This is a genomic window from Trichocoleus sp. DQ-A2 (assembly GCF_039961915.1).
Taxonomy (GTDB): domain Bacteria; phylum Cyanobacteriota; class Cyanobacteriia; order Cyanobacteriales; family FACHB-T130; genus FACHB-T130.
Genome location: NZ_JAMPKD010000003.1, coordinates 12,993 through 39,556, shown reverse-complemented (window position 1 = coordinate 39,556; position 26,564 = coordinate 12,993). Strand labels below are relative to the sequence as shown.

7 protein-coding genes and 2 pseudogenes are annotated in these 26,564 nt (G+C 45.4%); all 9 read left to right on the top strand.

Annotated features, from left to right (window positions below; genetic code table 11):
- Window positions 1–2 precede the first annotated feature (2 nt).
- A complete protein-coding gene (locus NC997_RS03155) occupies window positions 3–4,796 on the top strand; it encodes a non-ribosomal peptide synthetase (protein WP_190526671.1) in 4,794 nt (1,597 codons plus the stop codon).
- Window positions 4,786–6,123 (top strand): annotated as a pseudogene (locus NC997_RS03150) (condensation domain-containing protein); the annotation flags it as partial. The gene NC997_RS03155 and the pseudogene NC997_RS03150, both read left to right, overlap by 11 nt.
- A pseudogene (locus NC997_RS03145) lies at window positions 6,097–7,527 on the top strand (amino acid adenylation domain-containing protein); the annotation flags it as partial. The pseudogenes NC997_RS03150 and NC997_RS03145, both read left to right, overlap by 27 nt.
- A 246-nt stretch (window positions 7,528–7,773) precedes the next feature.
- Window positions 7,774–10,704, top strand: coding sequence for a condensation domain-containing protein (locus tag NC997_RS03140; RefSeq protein ID WP_242031340.1), 2,931 nt, complete (start codon window positions 7,774–7,776; stop codon window positions 10,702–10,704).
- A gap of 132 nt (window positions 10,705–10,836) precedes the next feature.
- Window positions 10,837–11,886, top strand: coding sequence for a TauD/TfdA family dioxygenase (locus tag NC997_RS03135; protein ID WP_190526667.1), 1,050 nt, complete (start codon window positions 10,837–10,839; stop codon window positions 11,884–11,886).
- Between the two features lie 23 nt (window positions 11,887–11,909).
- Window positions 11,910–15,407 (top strand): non-ribosomal peptide synthetase, encoded by a 3,498-nt coding sequence (locus NC997_RS03130; protein WP_190526665.1) that lies wholly within the window; start codon window positions 11,910–11,912, stop codon window positions 15,405–15,407.
- Window positions 15,404–21,151: a non-ribosomal peptide synthetase gene (locus tag NC997_RS03125; RefSeq protein WP_190526663.1), complete on the top strand. Its 5,748-nt coding sequence runs from the start codon at window positions 15,404–15,406 to the stop codon at window positions 21,149–21,151. Before NC997_RS03130 ends, NC997_RS03125 begins: the two co-directional genes overlap by 4 nt.
- 176 nt (window positions 21,152–21,327) lie before the next feature.
- On the top strand, window positions 21,328–25,788 hold the full coding sequence (locus tag NC997_RS03120) for a non-ribosomal peptide synthetase (protein WP_190526661.1): 4,461 nt from the start codon (window positions 21,328–21,330) through the stop codon (window positions 25,786–25,788).
- Window positions 25,775–26,515, top strand: a complete 741-nt coding sequence (locus tag NC997_RS03115; protein WP_190526737.1) for a thioesterase II family protein — start codon at window positions 25,775–25,777, stop codon at window positions 26,513–26,515. Before NC997_RS03120 ends, NC997_RS03115 begins: the two co-directional genes overlap by 14 nt.
- Window positions 26,516–26,564: the final 49 nt, after the last annotated feature.

The window sequence follows — 26,564 nt, the reverse complement described above, 5'->3', positions numbered from 1 at the left end:
CAATGACATTGCATTCTTCCTGGGACGCTACAACAGACATTCAAGAAGACGATATTTTCGTTCTTCCAACTTCTTTTGCACAAGCAAGATTGTGGTTTCTGGATCAATTTGAACCAGGCAGTCCTTTCTACAACATTCCTGCCGCTGTCCGCCTTACAGGGAAGCTGAATGTTGTCGCTTTGGAGCAAAGTCTCAATGAAATGGTGCAACGCCATGAAGCTTTGCGGACGACGTTTGCGGTTGAAGATGGTCAGCCAGTGCAAGTTATCCGAGCCAGCTTGACTCTAAACTTGCCGATTGTAGATTTAACAGCGCTACCTGCAAGTGAGCGAGAAGCTGAGATTTATGCAAGAGCAAATGAGGAAATCCAACAACCTTTTGATTTAACTAAAGTTCTTCTGTGGCGAGTCACGCTGTTACGACTAGATGAAGCAGATCATGTGTTGCTACTGACCATGCACCATATCATCTCTGATGGTTGGTCTTTGGGGGTATTTCTGCGAGAAATGGCAGCACTTTACGAAGCCTTTTCTAATCGCAACCCCTCACCGCTTCCGGAACTTCCAATTCAGTATGCAGACTTTGCTGTTTGGCAGCGTGACTGGCTTCAGGGGAAAGTTTTGGAAACTCAGCTCAATTACTGGAAACAACAATTGAGTGGTTCTTTGCCAGTGCTGCAACTGCCAAGCGATCGCCCTCGACCTGCTATTCAGTCTTACACGGGTAGAAAACAATTCTTCACCCTCTCCAAGTCTTTAACAGCAGCGCTTAAATCTCTAAGTCAGCAAACGGGTGTGACTTTGTTTATGACAATGCTGGCGGCATTCAAGACGCTAGCACACCGTTACACAAACCAAGATGACCTGATTGTGGGGAGCGCGATCGCAAATCGCAACCGAGCAGAAGTTGAGGGACTCATCGGGTTATTTGTCAATACCTTGGTGCTGCGAACAGATTTAAGTGGCAATCCCACTATCAAAGAGTTACTAAATCGAGTTCGGGAAGTAACGTTAGGTGCTTATGCTCACCAGGATTTGCCCTTTGAAAAGCTAGTAGAAGAACTCCAACCAGAACGGGATTTGAGCCAAAATCCTCTATTTCAGGTGTGGTTTGCCTTGAACAACGCTCCCATGCCAGCGATGCAACTGGCGTCGGGACTAACTTTGAGTCCCTTGGAAGTGGATAGCGGGACGGCACAGTTCGATTTGAGCCTGGATATGGTCGAACGGGGAGAAGAATTGATTGGCTCGTTTGAGTACAATACTGACCTGTTTGACGCGACCACGATTACTCGCATGGTGGGGCATTTTCAAACCTTGCTGGAAGGCATTGTCGCTGATTGCGATCGCCCCCTATCACATTTGCCATTACTGACAGAAGCTGAACAGCATCAGTTGCTAGTTGACTGGAATGACACCCAAGTAAATTACCCTCAAAATCACTGTATTCATCAGTTATTTGAAGCACAGGTAGAGAAGACACCAGATGCTGTTGCCGTTGTATTTGAGAACCAACAACTAACCTACGCAGAACTCAATGCCAAGGCGAATCAACTAGCGCATCACTTGCAAAAACTAGGGGTAAAACCAGAAGTTTTAGTAGGCATCTGTGTAGAACGCTCCCTAGAAATGATTGTCGGAATTTTAGGCATTCTCAAAGCGGGTGGTGCTTATGTACCGCTAGACCCTGCCTATCCTCCAAAGCGTTTAGCTTTCATGTTATCAGACACCCAAGTGCCTGTGTTGCTAACTCAACATCTGCTGTTAAAGAGTCTACCTCAACACAAAGCAAAAGTTGTGTGCCTGGATGCAGATTGGGAGGTAATTTCACAAAATAGTACCAAGAATCCACTTACCAAAATAACTGCCGAGAACCTAGCATATATCATCTATACCTCTGGTTCTACTGGTACAGCTAAAGGAGTAATGATTCAGCATAGCAGCCTGGTTAGTATCTATCTAGCTTGGGAAGAAACTTATCAACTTCGCGCTGCATCTAGTTGTCATCTTCAGATGGCGAATTTCTCCTTTGATGTATTTACAGGAGACTTCATTCGCGCCTTATGTTCTGGTGGGAAGTTGGTTCTGTGTCCCCGCGAATTCTTACTAGAGCCGCCAAAGCTTTATGAGTTGATGATCCAGGAAAAAGTGAATTGTGCGGAATTTGTTCCGGCTGTTTTAAGGGGTTTAGTTCAATATGTAGAGGATAACAAAAAACGTCTCGATTTTATGCGGCTGCTAATTTGCGGCTCTGATAGTTGGTATGTACGAGAGTATGAAATAAATCGCAAATTTTGTGGAAGTCAGACGCGACTGATTAACTCTTTTGGCTTAACAGAAGCCACGATTGATAGTTCTTATTTTGAAGAAACGCCTAATTTATCTAGTGAGCAGTTAGTACCAATTGGGCGTCCCTTTACCAACACTCAGCTTTACATCTTAGACTCCCATTTACAGCCACTACCTGTCGGCATTCCTGGCGAATTGTACGTTGGCGGTGCTGGCTTGGCGCGGGGTTATCTCAACCGTCCTGAGTTGACACAAGAGAAGTTTATTTCTAATCCTTTTAGAGTAAGAACCTCATCCCATAGCCCTCTCTCCGCAAGCAGAGTAAGGGGACAAAAAATTTGTAATGAGCCAGAGTCCCGTCTCTATAAAACTGGAGATTTAGCGCGGTTTCTACCTGATGGCAATATTGAGTTTATTGGCAGAATTGACTATCAAGTAAAAATTCGCGGCTACCGGATTGAGCTAGGAGAAATTGAGGGGGTGTTAAGTCAACATCCTGCGGTGCGTGAGGCTGTGGTTTTAGCTTGCGAGAATGAACCAGGAAACCAGCGCTTGATTGCTTATATAGTGAGCAATCTTAATGATGTTAAATTAGGGCAAACGCACGGCTGTGCGTCCCTACAAGATTCAGAATTAATTAAAGAATTGCGTAGTTTTTTGAAGGAAAAGCTACCGCATTATATGGTGCCATCGGCTTTTGTGGTGTTGGAGGCTTTACCGCTAACACCTAATGGTAAATTAGATAGGCGATCGCTTCCAGTTCCAGATCCCACTCGTTCCCAAACTGAAGCAGCTTACACCGCACCTCAAACCACAAGGGAAGAAGTTCTAGCGAGAGTTTGGTCGCAGGCTCTGGGAGTTGATAAAATTGGCATTCACGATAACTTCTTTGAGTTAGGTGGAGATTCTATCTTGAGTCTTCAGATAATCTCTAAAGCCCGCGATGCAGGACTTCAGCTAAGTCCAAAACAAATTTTTCAATATCAAACAATTGCAGAGTTAGCGGCGGTAGCGGGTACCACCCAAACGATAATTGAAGCTGAACAAGGTATCGTCACTGGATCGGTACTTCTGACACCAATTCAGCAATGGTTCTTTGAACAAAATTTACTCGATGTTCACCACTGGAATCAGGCAGTTTTGCTGGAAACCCGGCAACGCCTGGATGTCAATCAGTTAAAAAAGGTGGTACAGGCATTACTGAAGCATCACGATTCCCTTCGATTACATTTTGTCAAGGATGCATCCGGTTGGCAACAGTTTTACGCTGATGTTGATGAAGTAATACCACTCATCAAACTTGATTTTTCTAACCTGCCAGAAAATCAGCAAAAGCAAGCGATTGAAGACACGGCTAATGAACTTCAAGCTAGCTTAAATTTATCTGAAGGGTCGCTGATTCGAGTTGCTTTATTTGAGCTTGGCGACAATCAGCCGAACCGTTTGCTGATTGTCATCCATCACTTAGTGGTTGATGGTGTTTCCTGGAGAGTTTTACTAGAAGATTTACAGACAAGTTACGAACAAATCAGTCAAGGCGAATTTATTCAACTTCCAGCTAAAACAACTTCGTTTAAACAGTGGTCTGAACAACTACAAGACTATGCAAATTCAGCCGCATTACAGCAAGAACTAAATTATTGGCTGACGGAATTGCAAAAACCGATTTCTTGCTTACCCATAGATGCTAACGGAATAGATGCTAACGGAATCAATACAATGGCTACGGCTCAAACTGTATCCGTTAGCTTGAGCCAAGCAGAAACTCAAGCTCTATTACAAGAGGTTCCCAAAGTTTATAACACCCAAATAAATGATGTGTTACTAACCGCTTTGGGACAAGCTTTTTCGCAATGGATAGGGATGGATTCGGTTCTAGTGGATCTGGAAGGACACGGACGAGAGACGTTCTCAGAATCAATTGATTTATCCCGCACTGTAGGCTGGTTTACTTCAGTCTTTCCCGTGCTGCTGAATGTGGGTAAAAATAGCAAACCCGGAGAAGCTTTAAAAGCAGTTAAAGAACAACTCCGCCGGATTCCCAGTCGTGGCTTTGGCTATGGTGCATTGCGCTACCTCAGCAGTGAAGAAGTCGCCTTGGCACTAAAAGCATTGCCTCAAGCGGAGGTAACTTTCAACTATCTTGGTCAATTCGACCAAACTTTACCGTCATCCTCGCTATTTAAAATCGCCTCTGAATCTACTGGAAACCTTTACAGCCCAAGAGGAAGCCGAGCCTATCTATTAGAAATTAATGGATTAGTTGCAGTCGGTCAACTGCGCCTGGAATGGAGTTTTAGCGAATCGGTACATCGCCGGGAAACGGTGCAGCGACTAGCTGAGGGATATATAGAAGCGTTGCGATCGCTTATTACCCACTGTCAATCTCCAGAAGCAGGTGGCTACACTCCCTCAGACTTTATCGCCGCCAAAGCTAGTACCAGCGACTTCGATAAGTTGCTTGCCCAAATTAGTCAATCTACCAAAGGCAGCCGCCATGAAAGTTGAAAATCTAGAAGACATTTACGAACTTTCACCGATGCAGCAGGGGTTGCTGTTTCATACGCTGTACGCCCCAAAATCGGCAATGTATTTCGAGCAGTATAGCTGGACGGTGCAAGGAGATTTTAATGCCCTCGCGTTCAAGCAAGCTTGGCAACAGGTAATCGACAGACATCCGATTTTGCGGACTGCCTTCTTTTGGGAAGATTTGGAAAAGCCTTATCAAGTGGTATACCGCCAAGCTGAACTAATTTGGGAGGAACAAGATTGGCGGCATTCGCAGGAGTTGCAAGCAGAACGGTTAGAAATGTTTTTGCAGGCAGATCGCGATCGCGATTTCGACCTTTCCCAAGCCCCCTTGATGCGTCTCGCCTTGATTCGGTTAGCAAATGATACCTATCAAGTGGTTTGGAGCCATCACCACATCCTTTTAGATGGTTGGTCGGGTCCCCTGGTCTTTCAGGAAGTTTACGCCTTTTATCAAGCCTTCTGCCAAGGTCAAGAATTACACCTGGAACGCCCCCGTCCGTTCCGGGAATACATTACCTGGCTACAGCAGCAAGATTTGTCGAAAGCGGAAGCGTTCTGGAGAAAGACACTGCAAGGCTTTACCGCACCGACTCCTCTAGGACTAGACCGGATGCACAATCAGGCGAGTCTAGAAAACAACGAGAACGAGCAGCAAATGAAGCTATCGCAGGCTGTCAGCGCTGCTCTGGAAGCCTTAGCACGTCAGCATCGCTTAACGATTAACACCTTAGTGCAAGGAGCTTGGGCGATTCTGCTGAGTCGCTACAGTGGCGAACAGGATGTAATTTTTGGGGCGATTTCTTCTGGGCGTCCAACCGATTTAGTGGGGGTGGAATCGATTGTCGGGATGTTTGTCAACACCTTGCCAATGCGGGTATATGTCAATCCCGAAGCCGAACTTTTGCCTTGGTTAAATCGTTTTCAAGCTCAACAAGCAGAAATGCGTCAGTACGAGTATAGCCCTCTCGTCAAAATTCAGGGATGGAGTGAAATTCCTGCCAACGTATCTTTCTTTGAGAGCATTGTCACCTTAGAAAACTATCCCGTTGAACCGGAACAATGGGAAGAAAATCAGAACCTAAAGATATACAATTTGCAGGTTTTTGAGAAGACAAACTATCCCCTAACGATCATGGCAGGAACGGGAACCCAGTTGTCGCTCAGAATTTTGTACGACGATCGCCGTTTTGATGCCGCCACAATTACTCGGATGCTGGGGCATTTCCAAACATTGTTGGAAAGTATTGCAGCTAATCCTAATCAGCGTCTTGGCGACTTGCCAATTTTGACCGCCGCAGAACGGTATCAGTTGTTGTTGGACTGGAACAATATTCAGGCGCAGGATAATGTAGAGACACGATTAATCGCATCTATACAATCGATTCATCAGTTATTTGAACAACAGGTACAAAAGACACCTGATGCGGTTGCGGTAATTTTTGATAATCAACAGCTAACTTATACCGAACTCAATAGTCGAGCGAATCAATTAGCGCATCACCTGCAAAAACTTGGAGTGAAACCCGAAGTTCTCGTTGGCATTTGCATGGAACGCTCTTTGGAAATGGTGATTGGACTTTTGGGGATTCTCAAAGCAGGTGGTGCTTATGTACCGCTAGATCCCAAGTATCCCCAAGAACGCTTAGCGTTCATGTTAGAGGATACGCAAGCATCGGTATTGTTGACGCAACAGCAACTGATTGAGAGTCTTCCTAAACACAATGCGAAGGTTGTTTCTCTAGACTCTGACTGGGACATGATTGCTCAGTCAAACCCGGAAAATCCTGCCACTCAAGTAAGCGCAGATAACCTCGCCTACATCATTTATACTTCTGGTTCTACTGGCAAACCGAAAGGGGTTGCGATCGCGCATCACAACACTGTGGCGCTGATTGATTGGGCGAAAACAGTGTTTACACCAGCGGATATGGCAGGCGTTTTAGCTTCTACTTCTATCTGCTTCGATTTGTCAATTTTTGAATTGTTTGTGCCCTTAAGCTGCGGTGGTACGGTCATTCTGGCTGAAAACGCCTTGTATTTGCCGACTTTACCAGTGGCGGATCGGGTGACGTTAATCAATACTGTGCCCAGTGCGATCGCGTCCTTACTCCGAGATAACGCTATCCCCGCAACAGTCCGCACCGTGAATCTTGCTGGCGAACCCCTGCCAAATAATCTGGTGCAGCAACTCTATCAGCTAAACCACATCCAGCAGGTATTTAATCTCTACGGGCCTTCGGAAGATACTACCTATTCAACATACGCCTTAATCGAACGCGGTAGCCAGTCAAATCCGCCGATTGGTCGCCCGATTGCCAATACACAAACCTATGTATTAGATAACTCTCTACAACCTGTCCCCATCGGCGTTGCTGGCGAACTCTATCTTGGCGGTGCAGGACTGGCGCGAGGTTATCTCAATCGTCCAGAACTGACAGCCGAAAAGTTTATTGTCAACCCGTTTAATCAAAACCTAACCCCCCTGCCCCCTTCCCTACGAGGGAAGGGGGAGCCTGACGCCCCTCTCCTACTAGGGGAGGGGTTGGGGGAGAGGTTCCGCCTCTATAAAACAGGAGATTTAGTTCGTTATCTTCCTGACGGCAACCTAGAGTTTTTAGGTCGAATTGACCATCAAGTGAAAATTCGCGGCTTCCGCATCGAATTAGGGGAAATTGAGGCTGTATTGGCTAAACATCCAGCCATTGAGCAAACCGTTGTCTTAGCTCAAGAGGACGACCTGAATACTCACCGCCTCGTTGCTTATTTGACAACAAAACAACTTCCTCAAGATTCAGATAAATTGCCAGAAACACAATGGCATTCTGAGCAGGTATCGGAATGGAAAACAGTCTTTGAAAAGACTTATCACCAAAATTCCAATATTCAGGAAGATACTTTGAATATTAGTGGTTGGAATAGTAGCTATACAGGCTTACCAATTCCCGCCGAAGAAATGCGGATTTGGGTTGACAGCACTGTTGAGCAAATTCTCGCCTTAAAACCCTCTCGCATTCTTGAAATTGGTTGTGGTTCTGGTCTACTTTTGTTCCCCATTGCGCCTCATTGTTCCCATTACTTGGGCACCGACTTCTCTCAATCTGCACTTGACTATATTCAGCAGCAATTAACAACGCAAAACCTGCCCCAAGTAACGCTAGATAGACGACTGGCAGATAACTTTGAGGGAATAGAAGCGGGTGCCTTCGACGTGGTGATTATTAACTCCGTGATTCAGTATTTCCCCAGCACTGACTATCTGTTGCGCGTCTTGGAAGGCGCTGTAAATGCTGTGAAACCAGGTGGTTCTATCTTCATTGGGGATGTGCGTAGTTTGCCGCTATTAGAAGCTTTCCATACTTCTGTACAACTGCATCAAGCTCCCTCTAACCTTTCTATAACTGAATTACGGCAGCGGATTCAAAAACGCTTACAACAAGAGCAGGAACTAATTATCGATCCGGAATTTTTCAGGGCACTGAAGCATGAATTTTCCAGAATTAGTCACGTCCAAATTCAACTGAAACCAGGTAAATACCAAAATGAATTGACCAAGTTTCGCTACGATGTGATTCTTCGAGTCGGTGCTGAAGTCGATTGTTTGCAAGATTTCCCTTGGCTAAATTGGCAGAAGCAAAATCCGACTCTTGGTATTCGTCAGTTACTGGAAGAAACCAACCCAGAGATTTTGGGAATCACGGGAATTCCTAATGCCCGTCTGGTATCTGAGATGAAAACTTTAGAATTGCTAGCTAAAAATGATGGAGGAGGAACTGTTGCCGACTTGCGGAATTTACTGCGAGAAAGCAATACGGAAGAGGGGATTGAACCTGAAGAGATTCTGGCTCTAGGTCAAGACTTATCTTACTGCATTCACCTTAATTATTCCGGCGACCATTATGATGCAGTATTTGTGTATAAAAACTTGGCATCTCCAGACAAATTACCAGCATTTTTGGAAACAAGTGGCAAAGTAAAACCTTGGAGAAACTATGCAAATAATCCGCTGCAAGGAAAGCTAACTCATGAATTAGTTCCTCAATTGCGCGATTATTTGCAGAAAAAGCTGCCGGAATATATGGTGCCTTCTAACTTTATCCTGCTGGAAGAATTTCCCCTAAATCAGAATGGTAAAATCGATAGGCGATCGCTCATTACTCTCAGCCAAGTCCGCCCAGAATTGGAAAAAACCTTTGTTGCGCCGCGTACACCCATTGAACAAGCAGTTGCCAATATTTATGCCCAAATTCTAAATCTACAGCAGGTAGGTTCCTCTGATAACTTTTTTGAATTAGGTGGTCACTCACTACTCGCTATGCAAGTAACTTCCCGGCTGCGGGAAACTCTCAAAGTCGAATTACCGCTACGGACTTTATTTGAGTCACCAACTGTTGCAGAATTAGCTGAAGTAATTTTCTCAACTCAACAAGCAAAACAAACAGATTCTAGTTCCATTCCGCGTGTTTCCCGCAATCAGCCACTACCGCTATCTTTTGCCCAACAACGGCTGTGGTTTCTCGATAATCTGGAACCCGGTTCGCCTGACTATAATATTCCTGCACCAGTTCGCCTAGTAGGACAATTAGATGTGGCGGCGCTAGAACAAAGCTTTAACGAAATTGTTCGGCGACACGAAATATTACGCACCCGTTTCGTGATGGAAGGGCAACCGATTCAAGAAATTGCTCCTAGTATGACAGTGACATTTCCTGTTATCGACTTGCAAGCATTTATAGAGGCGGATCGAGAAGGAAAAATTCAACAACTAATTGCCCAGGAAGCATTAAAACCTTTCGATTTAACTCAAGCACCGCTGTTTCGGATTCAACTGCTGCAACTCGGTGAGGAAGAACATATTTTAGTTCTCGTCCTGCACCATATCATCTTCGATTTGTGGTCAATTGGGGTGCTGCTGCAAGAAGTGACTGAACTCTACAAAGCTTTTACGACTGGGGAAATTTCCTTGTTGCCTGAGTTACCGATTCAATATGCTGATTTTGCGGTTTGGCAGCGGCAATATCTCCAAGGAGAGGTGCTGGAAAAGCATTTGAGTTATTGGAAACAGCAATTAAGCGGTACTTTACCATTAGAATTACCGAGCGATCGCCCTAGATCCGCCGTTCAGTCAAATCGAGGTGCCATCCATAATTTTGCTTTCCCCAAAGATTTGAGCGATGCAATTCAAGCTTTTAGTCAGCGGGAAGGAGCTACCTTATTTATGACGCTTTCGGCGGCGTTCAAAACCTTGCTCTACGCCTACACGGGACAGCAAGATATCCTCATCGGCTCCCCAATTGCCAATCGCGATCGCGTTGAACTAGAGCCACTAATTGGCTTCTTTGTCAATACCTTAGTTCTTCGCACTGATTTATCTGGAAATCCCAGCTTTCGAGAATTATTAGCGCGGGTGCGCGAAGTCACTTTAGGCGCTTATGTTCACCAAGATTTGCCGTTTGAAAAGCTAGTAGAAGCGTTACAGCCCAATCGCAAACAAAGTGAATTTCCCTTATTTAAAGTCTGGTTTGCGCTGGAAAATGCCCCCATCCCAGACGTAAAACTTCCAGATTTAACCCTGGGTCCAGTTGAGTTTTACAGCGGTATCGCGCGATACGACTTAAGGCTGGGTTTAACGGAGACACCCACAGGTTTGAAAGGCTCATTCGAGTACAAAGCCGAGTTATTTGATGCTGCAACGATTGCTCGAATCGTCGGACATTTAGAAGCTATTGTGCGCCAAGTTGTAGCACAACCAGAGATTAAATTAGAACAACTTGCAGCAATAATTACGCAAGCCGAACAACAACAGCAAATCGCTCAAGAAAAAGAACTCGCACAAACTAGCCTGCAAAAGTTAAAGCGAGTTAAACGCAAGGCACTGCATGGATAGAACCATATTCACCCAGCCCCTTTCCCTTGCAGGGAAGGGGGAGTCGGAAGTCCCTCTCCCAGGAGGAGAGGGGTTGGGGAGAGGTTATTAAGGGAGTTACACACAATTTTCTGCAATAAACTCAGTATGACAATGAACATCCCAAAATCGCTCAAACTCAGCCTTAAAAAAATAGGGACTGCCCAGAGAAAATCAATTACTGTCTCTGAAGGCGAATTGATTCAAGTAGCACCCCTGCAACCTAACCAACCTTTACCGCTCGTTATCGAACCAATAGTAGACGGTTTGGATTTAATTAGTTGGGCGCGAAATAATCGTTTATTCATTGAAACTCAACTTCCCAATTGTGGGGGAATCCTCTTCCGCAACTTTAAAATTAATAGCATTGAAGTATTTGAGCAGTTTGTTAAAGCCAGTTCTGATGGTAAACTTTTACCGTATCAAGAGGGTTCATCACCGCGCACTCTGGTGAAGGACAATGTTTATACTTCCACCGACTATCCAGCCGACCAAACTATCTTTCTTCACAGTGAACTTTCCTACGCCAATATATGGCCTTTAAAAGTTTATTTCCACTGCGTAAAGCCTGCGGAACAAGGTGGAGAAACGCCAATAGCGGATATTCGGAAAGTCTGCGATCGCATTTCCCCTAAAATACGCGATCGCTTTCTCCAAAAACAAGTGATGTATGTTCGCAACTTTAGCGGTGGACTCGGACTTCCCTGGCAAAAAGCGTTTCAAACTTCAGATAAAACCGTTGTCGAAGCATACTGTCATGAGAACGGTATTGAGATGGAGTGGAAAGAAGGCGACAAGCTGCGAACTCGCCAAATTCGTCCGGCGGTAGTTAACCACCCGAAAACTGGCGAAACAGTTTGGTTTAATCATGCAGCTTTCTTTCACGTATCAACTCTAGAACCAAAAGTTCGTCAAGCATTGTTAGCATTTTCGGAAATTGAGCTTCCCTACAACACTTATTACGGAGATGGTTCCCCCATTGAACCGGAAGCTTTGGAGGAAATTCGCTCTGCTTATCGCCAAGAAACGGTGATGTTTCCTTGGCAAGCAGGAGATATTCTGATGCTTGACAATATGTTAACGGCTCATGGAAGAACACCCTTCATTGGTTCGCGCAAAGTTGTTGTAGGTATGGCTGAACCTTTTAGCAGTAAACATATTTAATCCAGAATAGATGAGTTTTAAAAATGGATAATAAAGTTCTAGAAATGCAAAATGGAATCATTCAAGGCTTTCAAATATCTCCTCAACAAAAGCGCCTGTGGGGTTTGCAACAACTTAATTCACTTCAAGCTTATCAAGCGAAGTGCTATCTTTCAATTGAAGGCGTTCTTAATGTAGAGATGTTGAAAGCATCCTTGCAAAAAATTGTTAATCGACATGAAATCCTTCGCACCCATTTTCGCTGTCTACCTGGAATGACGATTCCCTTACAAGTTATTTCAGATAGCAGCCCTATTAACTGGCAATCTATTGATTTGAGTTCTAGCAATATCCAAGAGCAAAAAAAACAACTGGAAGCGCTTTTTAACAAAATAAGTAATGAACACTGCAATTTTGAGCAAGATTCGCTATTACACCTATCCTTAATTACTCTGTCCGAGCAGAAGCATATTTTGCTGATTAATTTACCGGGTCTTTGTGCCGATGCTGCAACTTTACAGCATTTAGCAAAAGAAATTAGCCGGACATACGCTGCTTGCTGTCTCGGTACGGAACTCGACGATGAAATAATGCAGTATGCAGATATCTCCGAATGGCAGAATGAATTGCTAGAAGGAGAAGACACGGAAGCGGGACGAAACTATTGGGGAAAACAAGACTTTTTTGCACGGTTAAATATCGAGCTACCGTTTGAAAAGTTAGTTTCAGAACCAGCAAATTTTCAACCGCGATTTATTACAAAGACAATCAATCCCGACCGATTAGCCGAAATAACAGCATTCGTGAGTAAGAATGGAACTGTGTCGTCATTTCTTCTGACTTGCTGGACAATTTTGCTTTGGCGGCTCACCAAATCTGGCTGTTTGGTAATTGGGACAGCTTTCGATGGTCGAAAATACGAGGAATTGGAATCAGCGCTGGGATTGTTTGCCAAATATTTACCGATTCAAAGCCATTTAGAACCAAAGCTTTCATTTGTTGACTTACTGCAAAAAGTTCATCAGGCGCAGCAAGAAGTTTACCAATGGCAAGAATACTTTAGCTGGGATTTGAATGCCTCGGCTGATTCATCCTTTTTTCCAGTTTGTTTTGAATTTAATCAGTCACTTGCTAAGTGTTCTGCTGCTGGTGTTACCTTTTCAATTGAACGGCTTTACACCTGTATTGACCGCTTCAAAATCAAACTGGCTGGCGTTGAGCGGGATGACTCTTTGAGTATCGAGTTCCACTACGACGCAAACTTATTTGATGAAGCGGATATTCAGCGATTAGCTGAAAACTTTAGCACTTTAGTTGATAGTATCCTCGAAACTCCAGATGTTGCGATTAGTGAGTTAGGTATTCTCAGCAACGTAGAACGCCAGCAACTTCTAATTGAGTTTAACAATACCAAGATTGATTTTCCTCAATTTCAGGGAATACATCAACGATTTGAGCAACAGGTTGAAAAAACGCCGGACGCGATCGCGCTCGTTTACGAAGGCGAACAACTCACTTATCAACAGTTAAATCAACGCGCAAACCAACTCGCTCATTCCTTGCGAAAGCTGGGTGTTGCACCAGAAGTTTTAGTCGGTCTTTATCTAGAACGCTCCCTAGAGATGGTTGTTGGACTGTTGGGAGTGCTGAAGGCTGGGGGAGCTTATATCCCCCTAGATCTCACCTTGCCATCGGATCGTCTAGCGTTCATCCTGCAAGATACTCAGGCAAAGGTGTTGTTAACGCAACAACAGTTAGTCAAAAACCTTCCCGACTCGACAGCTACCGTTTTCTGCTTAGATTCCGAGTCGCAAATGCAACAAGAGAGCGATTGCGCTACCGCGCAGCCTTCGGATCGCAACTTAGAATCAGTTGCAACAGTCGAAAATCTTGCCTATGTAATTTACACCTCTGGCTCTACGGGAACACCCAAAGGTGTTGCGATTGAACATCGGCAAATTCTTAACTATCTCAATGGCATTTTGGAAAGATTGGATCTTCCCGATGGTGCCAGTTTCGCAATGGTTTCTACCTTTGCTGCCGACTTGGGAAATACAGTCTTATTCCCCTCTTTGTGTACGGGAGGATGTCTGCATATCATCTCCCAAGATCGCGCTGCGGATGCTGAAGCGCTCTCGCAATATTTTCAACAGCATCCAATTGATTGCCTCAAGATAGTTCCTTCTCATTTATCGGCTTTACTGGCATCCTCTCAACCAGAATTTGTTTTGCCTCGCCAGCGATTAATTTTGGGTGGAGAAGCATCTAATTGGGGTTTGATTGAGAAAGTCCAGAACTTAGCTCCCTCATGTCGCATTCTCAATCACTACGGGCCAACAGAAACAACGGTCGGCGTACTTACCTATCAGGTGGAGAGTGGGAACGTAGCTAATGTTTCAAAGACAGTTCCACTCGGTCGTCCTTTAGCAAATACCCAAATTTATATCCTAGATAATCATCTCCAGCCTGTGCCTATTGGTGTATCTGGCGAGATTTACATTGGTGGAGAGAGTTTAGCGCGAGGCTATTTAAATCAGCCGGAACTAACCGCCAAAAGATTCATTTCCCACCCATTTTTCAATAATTCAGCAGTCATATCAAGTTCCCTTCATGAACCAGCATTCCCTCTGAACCCCACCCCGCCACAGCCTACGGCTCCGGCTCCCCTCCCCGCCTGCGGGGAGGGGTTGGGGGTGGGGTGCTTTCCTGATGCGGTAAACGGATTTGATATCAAAAGTCAGGAGTCAGAAGAAAACTCAAAACTCAAAACTCAAAACTCAAAACTTTATAAAACTGGAGACTTGGCTCGCTATTTACCGGATGGAAACATTGAGTTTCTAGGCCGAATTGACCATCAGGTAAAAATCCGGGGATTCCGTATCGAACTGGGAGAAATTGAGGCGGTGCTAAAGCAGCATCCAGGCGTAGAACAGGCTGTAGTTGTAGTTCGGGAGGATGTGTCTGGGGACAAGCGTTTAGTTGCTTATTCGGTTTTCAGTCAGCAGCAGGGAAGTAGAGAAGAATCTACTCAATCAAATCTAATGGGTGACTTACGTTCTTTTGTAAAGGCGAAGTTGCCGGAATACATGATACCTTCTGCTTTTGTGATTTTAAAGACTCTGCCTTTAACGGCTAACGGGAAAGTGGATCGAAAAAAACTGCCAGCACCTGAGCAAATTCGCCCAGAGTTAGCAGGAACGTTTGTTGCTCCCCGCACCAATGTTGAGGAGGTAATAGCTGGAATTTGGGCTGAAGCGATTGGGATTGAACAAGTGGGTATTTACGACAATTTTTTCGAGCTAGGAGGACATTCGCTGCTAGCAACTCAGGTGATTTCCCGATTACGTGACGCCTTTAATGTGGAGTTTCCCTTGCGGCAGTTTTTCGACTCTCCCACTGTCGCGGATTTAGCAGTCGCGATCGCGCAAAAACTCGCTGAACAGACCGATGAGGAAATGATGGCTCAGATGTTAGCAGAGCTAGATGAAATATCGGAGGAAGAAGTTCGAGAAGTTTTGGCTAAGGAAGGAGTAGGCAAATGAGTAATTTAAGCGAAGCGAAGCGCGACGACTTCGTCGTTCGCATCGCCGGACTTTCTCCAGAAAAACGCGAATTGCTGCTAAAACGGCTGAATCAGAAAAAAGAGCCGATTGCACCAACCCAAATACCACGCCAAAACCGGGAATCTAACTCGTTTCCCTTGTCATTTGCCCAACAGCGGTTGTGGTTTTTTGACCAATTAGAGCCAGGAAATACCAGCTATAACATCCCTGCGGCTGTGCGGGTTGAGGGAACGCTGGATGCGATCGCTCTGGAACAAAGTCTCAACGCAATTATTGAGCGTCACGAAGTCCTACGGACTGCCTTCACAACAGTAAATGGGCAACCTGTTCAAGTCATTACCCCAGATTTGAAATTAACGCTTCCAGTCATCGATTTGCGGGAACTTTCCAACACCGAAGGGGAGCAAGCAGTACGGCAATTCGCCACCGCAGAAGCACAAAAACCCTTTGACCTCACACAGGCACCTTTGCTACGGGTTAGTTTACTGCATTTGAGCGAATTCGAGTATGTGGTCTTATTCACGATGCACCACATCGTCTCAGATGGGTGGTCAATGGCGATATTTATTCAAGAGTTAGCCACCTTTTATAAAGCTTTCGCTTGTAGAGATGCGATTAATCGCGTCTCTACACCCCGCAACGTCTCTACACTCCTTCCTGAATTAAGTATCCAATATGCAGACTTTGCAGTTTGGCAGCGACAGTGGCTACAAGGAGAAGTTTTAGAAACCCAGATTGCTTATTGGAAAAAGCAATTAGGAGGCAATCTTCCCGTACTAGATTTGCCGACAGACCGATCGCGACCTGCGGTGCAAACCTTCCAAGGCGGAGAGGAAAAATTCGTCTTGTCCAAGGCGCTGACTGAGGGACTAACTAAAGTCGGTCAGCAGCAAGGAGCGACTTTATTCATTGTTTTGTTGGCGGCGTTCAAAACCTTGCTGTACCGCTACACCGGACAGGAGGATATTTTAGTTGGTTCGCCAATTGCCAACCGCAACCGCGCCGAACTGGAAGGAATTATTGGTTTTTTTGCGAATACTTTAGTTTTGCGTACTGATTTATCGAATAATCCTACTTTTAAGGAGTTGTTAGGACGGGTGCGCGAGGTGGCACTGGGAGCATACAGTCACCAGGATTTGCCCTTCGAGAAGCTGGTAGAAGTGTTGCAGCCGGATCGGGATTTGAGCCGTAATCCGCTGTTTCAAGTGTTGTTTGCTCTGCGTAACGTGCCGACACAAACTTTAGAATTGCCGGGAGTTACGCTCAGTCTTGAAGAGATGGAGAGCCAGACGGCAAGGTTCGATTTGGTACTCAATTTATCCCAGGAATCAGAAGGTCTTATCGGCGTCTTTGAGTATAACAAAGACTTATTTGATGCCAGCACCATCCAGCGGATGGTAGGACATTTTCAAACCTTGTTAGAAAGTATTGTTGCAAATAGCGATCGCGCAATCTCTACTTTGCCATTTTTAACGCAAACCGAACAGCATCAGTTGTTAGGAGAGTGGAATAATACTCACACAAACGACTCGACAGATCGGTGTCTACATGAGTTGTTTGAAGAGCAAGTGGAACGGACACCAGACGCTGTTGCAGTTGTTTTTGAAAACCAACAACTCACCTACGCCGAACTCAACACCAAGGCGAATCAACTTGCACATCATCTACAGAAACTTGGCGTAAAGCCAGAAGTTTTAGTGGGGATTTGTGTAGAACGTTCCCTAGAAATGGTAATCGGATTGCTGGGCATTCTCAAAGCAGGGGGAGCATACCTTCCACTAGATCCAGCATATCCGCCAGAGCGCCTTGCTTTCATGTTAGAGGATGCTCAAGTTTCGGTGTTATTAACCCAAAAGCGGCTGTTAAATACCCTACCCTCGCATAATGCCGAGGTTGTATGCTTGGACGATTGGGAAAGCCTACAAATCGGTAGTCTAAATTCAGTTCAAAATCCCTCCAAATTAGCTTATGTTATCTACACTTCCGGCTCAACCGGACGACCCAAAGGCGTACAAATTTCCCACGCCTGTGTCGTCAACTTTCTAATTTCTATGCGCCAGAAATTAGAAATAAACCAGCTAGATATTTTATTAGCTGTCACCTCCTTATCTTTTGATATTGCGGCGCTGGAAATATTCCTCCCCATCACTGTAGGATCTCGCGTTGTTGTAGCCACCCGTGAAATCGCCTCTGACGGCGCACAGTTGTTAACAACATTGACCGATTCTGGGGCGACCATCATGCAAGCAACGCCTGCAACTTGGCGAATGCTTTTGGCGGCAGGATGGCAGGGGAACAAAAACTTGAAAATCCTCTGTGGTGGCGAAGCCTTACCGCGACAACTCGCCGCTCAATTACTGGTGCGGGGCGATCGCTTGTGGAACTTGTACGGCCCCACCGAAACCACGATTTGGTCTACTATTCATCCGGTTGAAAGTAGCGACGCTAGCGTTTCCATTGGTCGTCCGATTGCCAACACGCAAGTTTACATCTTAGACCGTTATCTACAGCCTGTCCCTGTGGGTGTTACGGGTGAACTGTATATCGGCGGGAAAGGTTTATCCAGAGGCTACCTAAATCGACCTGAACTGACAGCCGAGAAGTTCATTCCCAATCCATTTTTAGAGAAGTCAGAAAAGTCTGAATTACTGTACAAAACTGGAGATTTAGCGAGATATCTGCCGAATGGTGAATTGGAATATTTGGGACGCATCGACCACCAAGTTAAAGTGCGTGGCTTCCGGATTGAGTTGGGCGAAATTGAAGCGGTACTGAGCCAACATCCAGCAGTGCAGCAAGCTGTAGTGATTGCCAGAGAAGATAATTCTAGCGACAAGTGTTTGGTTGCTTATGTCGTCCCGAAGCAGGAGGAAGCTGCAACAACACCCACACAACTGCGCTCATTTCTCAAGGAGAAGCTACCTAATTACATGGTGCCTTCTAGCTTTTTACTGCTAGAGGCAATTCCTCTAACACCCAACGGAAAAATTGACCGTCGCGCATTGCCAGAACCCGACACCGCTAGACCAGAGTTAGAAAGCGCCTATATTGCTCCCCGCACCGCCATTGAGGAAGTTGTCGCAGGGATTTGGACTCAAGTTCTCGGTTTAGAGCAAGTCGGTATGCGCGATCGCTTCTTTGACTTAGGCGGACACTCGCTGCTGGCAACTCAGGTAATTTCTCGCCTCCGGGAAGCCTTTCAAGTTGAAATTCCCCTGCGTTCTCTGTTTGAGTCGCCTACAGTCGCTGGGTTGGCAGAACGGATCGAAACAGCTTGTCGCGCCCAAGAAAATCTTCAAATTCCGCCTCTGGTGCCAGTTGCGCGGGAGGAAAAACTGCCCCTTTCCTTTGCTCAACAGCGATTGTGGTTCCTCGACCAATTAAATCCAGGCGATTCTGCCTATAACATTTCGGCAGCAGTGCGTCTGGTTGGTGCGCTCAATATCGTAGCGCTAGAGCAAAGCTTTCAGGCGATTATCCAGCGTCACGAAGCTTTAAGGACAATCTTTGCGACAGAAGCAGGACAACCTATTCAGGTAATTATCCCCTCTGCGGCTTTCAAACTGACAGTAATAGACCTGGGATTGCCACCATCCGAACGAGAAGCTGAGGTGCTGCGACTTGCTACGGAGGAAGCGCAACGACCTTTCGACCTCACTCAATTGCCGTTGCTGCGCGTCACGTTATTACAACTGGATGAGGCAGAGAATGCGGTACTGCTAACCATGCACCACATCATTGCTGATGGCTGGTCTATGGGGGTACTGATTCGGGAAGTGGCAACCCTCTACGAAGCCTTTTGTGCCGGGAAACCCTCGCCACTACCGGAATTGCCCATACAGTACGCAGATTATGCAGTTTGGCAACGACAATGGCTGCAAGGGGAAGTTTTGGAAACCAAGCTTGATTACTGGAAGCAGCAGTTAGGTCACAATCCGCCCCAGATGAAACTACCCGCCAAACAACCTGCTGCTTCTACTTTTCAAGCTGGCATTCAATCCTTTGAGCTATCTCCAAAACTGTCTGGGGCACTAAATGTACTTAGCCGCCAAGAAGATGTAACCCTCTTCATGACACTGCTAGCAACCTTTCAGACGCTGCTGCACCGCTATACCAGTCAGGATGACATCATTGTTGGCACCGATGTCGCCAATCGCACTCAAGTTGAAACTGAATCGTTGATTGGTTTCTTTGTCAACATTTTGGTCTTACGCACCGATATGCGTGGCAACCCCAGTTTCCGCGAGTTGCTGAAGCGAGTGCGCGACATCACTTTAAAAGCTTATGTCCATCAAGACTTGCCTTTTGAGAAGTTGGTCGAGGAACTGCGTCCTGAAAGAAATTTGAGCCGCACTCCCCTGTTTCAAGTGTTGTTCGTGATGCAAAATACGCCCGTACCCACTTTAGAACTTTCGAGTTTAACTTTAACCCCAATCGAAGTAGAGGGCGGGACAGCAAAATTTGATTTAGTGCTATTCGTGTCTGAAACAGAGGATGGCATTGTTGGCAGTTGGAAGTACAACGCCGATTTATTTGATGCGGATGCGATCGCTCGCCTATCCGCTCATTTTGAAACTCTCCTCAACAGCATCGTCGCACAGCCGGATACGCGACTCAATCGTTTAGAAACACTCACCGAAGCTGAAAAGAAACAACAAGCAATGCAAGAAACTAAACACGAAAAGAGTAACTTCAGCAAATTCAAGAACATTAAACCAAAAGCAATTACTCTGCCCAAAGGCGAATTAGTCAAAACTGAATATTTACAAGTAGGTGAAACATTCCCCTTAATTCTCAAACCTACCGTAAAAGAGGTTGATATCGTTGATTGGGCAAAAAATAACCAAGACTTAATCCAAACCAAGCTATTACAACATGGAGGAATTCTGTTTCGAGGCTTTAACGAACCTTTAGTGTCCGTTTTTGAGCAATTTGCCCAAGCCATTTGTCCCCATTTGTTCGGAGAATACGGAGACTTACCCCGAGAAGGAGTTAGCGGACAAGTTTACGGTTCCACTCCTTATCCGGCGGATAAATCTATCTTGTTTCATAACGAGAGTTCGCATTTACACCGTTGGCCTTTAAAAATTTGGTTTTTCTGCGTCAAAGCTGCACAGCAAGGCGGAGAAACTCCGATTATCGACTGCCGCAAAGTTTACCAGCTACTCGATTCCCAACTTAAAGAAAGATTTGCCCAAAAGCAAATTATGTACGTCCGCAACTATACAGATGGATTAGATGTTAGCTGGCAAGAGTTTTTTAGAACCACCGATAAAAATGTCGTGGAAGATTATTGCCGGAAAGCGGCAATCGAATTTGAGTGGAGAGAAGACAATGGGTTGAGAACTCGCCAAATTCGTTCGGCGATATCCAAGCATCCAAAAACAGGAGAAACGGTATTTTTTAATCAACTTTTCTTGCACCATGTCTCCTGCTTAGATCCAGCAGTCCGCGCCTCTTTATTATCTGTATTTGGAGAAGAAAACCTGCCCCGGAATGTCTATTACGGAGATGGTACTACCATCGAGGATTCTGTAATCGCAGAACTTCAAGAGGTCTATCAACAGGCATCTGTTAGTTTTCCTTGGCAGGAAGGAGACATCTTAATGTTGGACAATATGTTGGCTGCACACAGCCGTAACCCATTTATAGGTTCGCGGAAGATTGTAGTAGCGATGGGGGAAATGACAACTGACCAAGAAATTAAGAGAGAGGCTTTTTAACGCAAAAAAACGCAAAAAAAAGTTAGCAACTTTTGCGTTTTTATCTTAACGCCTAAGTAGAATCTGGCAAAAAATTCAAATATTTTTTGCGGTTTTATAACCAAATATTGTTTGGTAACAAGTCTAACTTTTTTTACAAATTAAGCAAGCAGCATACGTAGTGAGAACATTAAAAAATGCAAACTATAAATGGATTTCGGTTGTCTCCTCAGCAAAAATATCTTTGGTTATTGCAACAAGATAGCGCCGCTTATTTCGCCCAATGTGCAATTTTGATAGAAGGCAATCTCAAGACAACAGCTTTAAAAGAAGCTGTTCAGCAAATTATCAATCGGCACGAAATCCTGCGAACAAGTTTTCATCGAGAACCAGGGATAAAAATACCGATCCAAGTTATCAGCGATCGCATCGACGCAACCTCTTGGTGTTCTATCAATTTAAGCGATTGTAATTCCCAGGAACAAGAAGCAAAAATAAAGGTAATTCTTCAAGAAGAAAAATGCTCAATTTCTACTTCCGAACCTACTGGTTCGCGACTGCGTGCATCCCTAATTACTCTGTCGGATGACCAACATATTTTAATTGTTACTTTGCCTTCCCTTTGCGCCGACAGTTGGACATTGAAGAATCTGGTACAAGAAATTAGCAAAGGATACACCGCCAGTCTTCGAGGTGAGGAAATAGCCGAGGAAGAAGTTGTGCAGTACGTGCAATTTTCCGAGTGGCAGAATCAATTGCTTGAGGATGAGGATGATTTAACGGGTAAAAAATACTGGAAACAGCAATTTTCTAACTTAGCTAATTTGAAGCTACCTTTAGAGAAAAAACTGCTTGCTTTATCAGCTAAGTTTAAACCCAAGTCAATTGAGTACCAGATTGAGCCAGATTTAGTTACCAAAATTACAGCGATCTCGCAAAAATACAATACTTCTATTTCAGCCGTCTTACTCGCTTGCTGGAAAACTCTACTTTGGCGACTAACTAGACAGTCAGATATCATCGTTAGCACTGCTTTTAATGGTCGAAAATATGAAGAATTGGAGCCAGCACTAGGACTGTTTGCCAAATTCTTACCGCTTCGCACTCATCTAGAAGACAGCTTGAGATTTAGTGAAATCGTACAGCAAGTTCAGCAGTCTGTAAACGATGCCAATAACTGGCAAGAGTATTTCTGCCAGGAAAATATTAGCACTGCAACCTTATCCGGCTTTCCCTTCGGTTTCGAGTTTGAAGAACAGCTAAACAAGTATTCTGCTAGCGATTTATCATTTGCGATTTACCAGCAGTACGTCTGCTGCGAGCGCTTCAAAGTCAAACTCTCTTGCGTGCGTCGGGATGAGTCGCTGAGTGCCAAGTTTGACTATGATGCTGGCATCATCGGTATAGAGGCGATTCAAGCCTTGGCAGAACAATTTCATAGCTTAGTGGAAAGTGCTGCTAACAGCCCAGAAACCGCAATTGGTGAGTTAAATATACTGAGCGATCGCTCTCAACACGAATTATTAGTTGAATTCAACAACACTCAAACTGATTACCACCAATCCAAGTGCATCCACCAACTGTTTGAAGAACAAGTAGAACGCACGCCAGACAACATTGCCGTTGTATTTGAAAATCAACAATTAACCTACCGAGAACTCAACGATCGTGCCAACAAAATAGCGCATCACCTGCAAAACTTGGGAGTTAAACCAGAGGTCGTCGTTGGTATTTGCGTTGAACGTTCTCTAGAAATGGTGATGGGAATGCTAGGCATTTTCAAGGCAGGCGGTGCATATCTACCGCTAGATCCGGCAATGCCAAAAGAACGCCTCGCCTTGATGTTGCAAGATGCTCAAGTGCCAGTGTTGTTAACTCAAAAACAGTTTTTAGAAATTCCCCAACACAGCGCCAAGGTCGTATGTCTGGATACAGATTGGGAAACCATAGAAGTCGAAAGTCAAAACTCCATTCAAAAGCCCTCAAACCTGGCTTATGTAATCTACACCTCCGGTTCCACTGGCACACCTAAAGGAGTTGCCGTCGAGCATCAACAACTGCTGAATTACGTCAACGGTATTATTAATAGACTAGATTTACCAGCAGGTGCTAGTTATGCCATTATTTCCACCTTCGCTGCCGATTTAGGTCATACAGTTCTTTTCCCGGCTTTGTGTACGGGTGGGTGTCTCCATATAGTCTCCCAAGAACGCGCAACTGACCCAGAAGCACTGACAAATTACTTTCAAAAACATCCCATTGATTGCCTCAAAATTGTTCCTTCTCACCTATCGGCTTTACTGACAGCTTCTAACCCCGCGCACATCTTACCTAGAAAGCGATTAATCCTTGGTGGTGAAGCTTTAACTTGGAATTTGATTGAGACAATTCAAAAACTAGCTTCCAACTGCCAAATCTTCAACCATTACGGGCCAACAGAAGCAACAGTAGGCGTACTTACCTATCAGGTAGCAGGTCAGAAAGCGGAGCGAAATTCTGAAACAGTTCCTCTAGGTCGTCCAATCCCGAACACGCAGATTTATATCTTGGATGCTCATCTTCAGCCAGTTCCCATTGGCGTACCGGGTGAGTTATACATCGGCGGTGCTGGTTTGGCGCGTGGTTATCTGAATCGACCGGAACTCACAGCGCAAAAGTTTATTGCCAACCCGTTTAATCAAAACCTAACCCCCCAACAGACTTCCCTGCAAGAGAAGGGGGAGAGTTACACCCCTCGTCTAGTAGGGGAGGGGTTGGAGGAGAGGTCTGAATCCCGCCTTTACAAAACTGGAGACTTGGCTCGCTATTTGCCAGATGGAAATATCGAGTTTCTGGGACGAATTGACGACCAGGTGAAGCTTCGGGGTTTCCGCGTTGAGTTAGGGGAAGTTGAAACGGTACTGTCGCAACATCCTGGGGTACGCCAGAGTATTGTTTTGCTGCGAGAGGATGTGGGACAGCGTTTAGTAGCTTATATCGTTTCAAATTCAGCACTCATTAACGATAACGAGCTGCGTTCCTTCCTCAAAGAGAAGCTACCCGAATACATGGTGCCTTCTGCTTTCGTGATACTGAAAGCGTTGCCACTCACCCCAAATGGCAAAATAGACCGTTTGGCACTGCCAGCACCGGAGACAATAAAACCCGTAGCAGATACGTTTGTAGCTCCTCGCAACAGCGTTGAGGAGGTACTTGCCGGAATTTGGGTTCACCTTCTCAAACTTCAAAAGGTCGGGATTTATGACAATTTCTTCGACCTAGGGGGACACTCTTTACTCATCCCTCAGTTACTTGCCAAGGTGCGAGAAACTTTCCAGATAGAACTGACCTTGCGCGATTTTTTTGATGCTCCTGCCATCGCCAATTTAGGGAAAAACATCGAAATGAAACAGGGAGTTATTCCTTTTGTTTCTCCCGCCTCGAATTTAAATCTAGACGCTGAAGCTGTCCTAGATCCGACAATTCGTCCTGACTCTATACCTGTTGAGTTAGTCACTGAACAAAGTTGCATCTTTTTAACTGGAGCAACTGGGTTTTTAGGAGCTTTTTTACTCTCCGAACTTTTGCAACAAACACAAGCAGATATCTATTGTCTGGTACGTGCTACTAATGCAGAGTCTGGGAAAGAACGGCTACAAAATAGCCTGGAATCCTACTCACTTTGGGATGAAAATTTCAGCTCCAGAATTATCCCGATTATGGGAGAGCTGTCTAAACCGCTTTTAGGGCTTTCGGATGAACAATTTCGAGACATGGCTAGTCAAATCGATGTCATCTATCACAATGGTGCCTTAGTTAATTTTACTTACCCATACTCTGCCCTTAAAGCCGCCAATGTACTGGGAACTCAGGAAGTTTTGAGATTGGCAAGTTTAATTAAACTTAAGCCAGTGCATTTTATTTCTAGCACTAATGCTGTTTCTCCGGCGGGCGGTTCTGGAGTCAGGGTCATTCGAGAACAGGATTCTATCAATCCTGAGGAAGTGATAGATACTGGTTACGCTCAGAGTAAATGGGTTGCCGAAAAGTTAGCAACGATTGCACGCGATCGCGGAATTCCGGTCTGTATTTACAGACCCGGACGGATATCCTGGCATAGCCAAACCGGGCTTTGCAACAAAAGCGATAATACCTTCAGATGGGTAAAAGGTTGCATCCAACTCGGTAGCGTTCCCAAGCGTGATGCAATGGTGAATTTAGTTCCGATAGATTATGCGAGTAGAGCGATCGCTTATCTATCCAGGCAAAAAGAATCCTTAAACAAGGATTTCCACATCGTCAATCCCTATCCCGCCCATTGGAACCAGGTTATTAATTGGGTTCGCTCGTTTGGCTATCCCCTTCGGGAAATTTCATACGATCAGTGGCACGGCGAACTACTAGAGGCTGCTCAAAAATCTTCAGGAAATGCCTTGTCTCCGCTAGTGGATTTTATGAATCAACCAACATCACAAGAACCAGCCTCCACTCCGGCAATTTTACAGTTTGACTGTCAGAATACCCTAGACGGGCTTGCCGGTTCTTCTATTGTTTGTCCGCCCTTAGAGGCTGAGTTGTTTGCGCCCTACTTTTCCTACCTAATTGATAACGGTTTGCTGGATGCTCCCCCAGTGGGTGAATTCGCTGCAACAACCCTTAACAATCATGTATTGTCCTAAGCCAAATCCTCTCTCCAGCCTGCGCCTGTTCTGCTTTCCCTATGCTGGTGGTGGGGCGCTCAATTTTCGCACCTGGTCTCAGGGTCTACCTGTGGGTGTCGAAGTTTGTGCTGTCGAACTTCCCGGACGAGGAAAGCGGATTTTGGAAGCGCCATTTACTCAGGCTTTACCTCTGGTGCAGGCGATCGCGCACGCCCTTTTGCCATACTTAGACAAGCCATTTGCCTTCTTCGGTCACAGCATGGGGGCACTCGTCAGCTTCGAGGTGGCTCGTCTACTCCGCAGAAAGTATGGGATCAGTCCAGTCCATCTGTTTGTATCCGGTCGCAGCGCCCCTCAACTCCCGGCAAAAGAGCCGCCCATCCATGCTCTGCCAGAACCCGCTTTTATCGAGGAACTGCGCCGTCTTAACGGGACTCCCGAAGCAGTACTAGAGAATGTGGAACTGATGGAACTGCTTCTCCCCATCCTCCGGGCAGATTTTGCCGTTCTTGAAACTTATGTTTATGCTGCCGAACCGCCGCTTCAGTGTCCTATCACTGCTTTTGGTGGTTTGCAGGATGTCAAAGTCAGCGTTGAGCGTCTTGAGGCTTGGCAACAGCAGACAAGTGCTAAATTCTCGCTACAAATGCTTCCCGGCGACCATTTCTTTGTGCAATCAGCTCAACCCCTGCTGCTTCAATTCCTTTCTAGAGAACTGAACTTAATCAGCACAGTTGGAAAGTAACACTGACGACTTCGCTTTTGATGACGAGCGATCGCCTTTGGAAGCGCAA

What these genes read in the sequence shown, in the direction of transcription:
- NC997_RS03155 (WP_190526671.1), top strand. Translation starts at nt 3, where the DNA reads ATGACATTGCATTCTTCCTGGGACGCTACAACAGACATTCAAGAAGAC.
- NC997_RS03140 (WP_242031340.1), top strand. Translation starts at nt 7,774, where the DNA reads ATGCGGATTTGGGTTGACAGCACTGTTGAGCAAATTCTCGCCTTAAAA.
- NC997_RS03135 (WP_190526667.1), top strand. Translation starts at nt 10,837, where the DNA reads ATGAACATCCCAAAATCGCTCAAACTCAGCCTTAAAAAAATAGGGACT.
- NC997_RS03130 (WP_190526665.1), top strand. Translation starts at nt 11,910, where the DNA reads ATGGATAATAAAGTTCTAGAAATGCAAAATGGAATCATTCAAGGCTTT.
- NC997_RS03125 (WP_190526663.1), top strand. Translation starts at nt 15,404, where the DNA reads ATGAGTAATTTAAGCGAAGCGAAGCGCGACGACTTCGTCGTTCGCATC.
- NC997_RS03120 (WP_190526661.1), top strand. Translation starts at nt 21,328, where the DNA reads ATGCAAACTATAAATGGATTTCGGTTGTCTCCTCAGCAAAAATATCTT.
- NC997_RS03115 (WP_190526737.1), top strand. Translation starts at nt 25,775, where the DNA reads ATGTATTGTCCTAAGCCAAATCCTCTCTCCAGCCTGCGCCTGTTCTGC.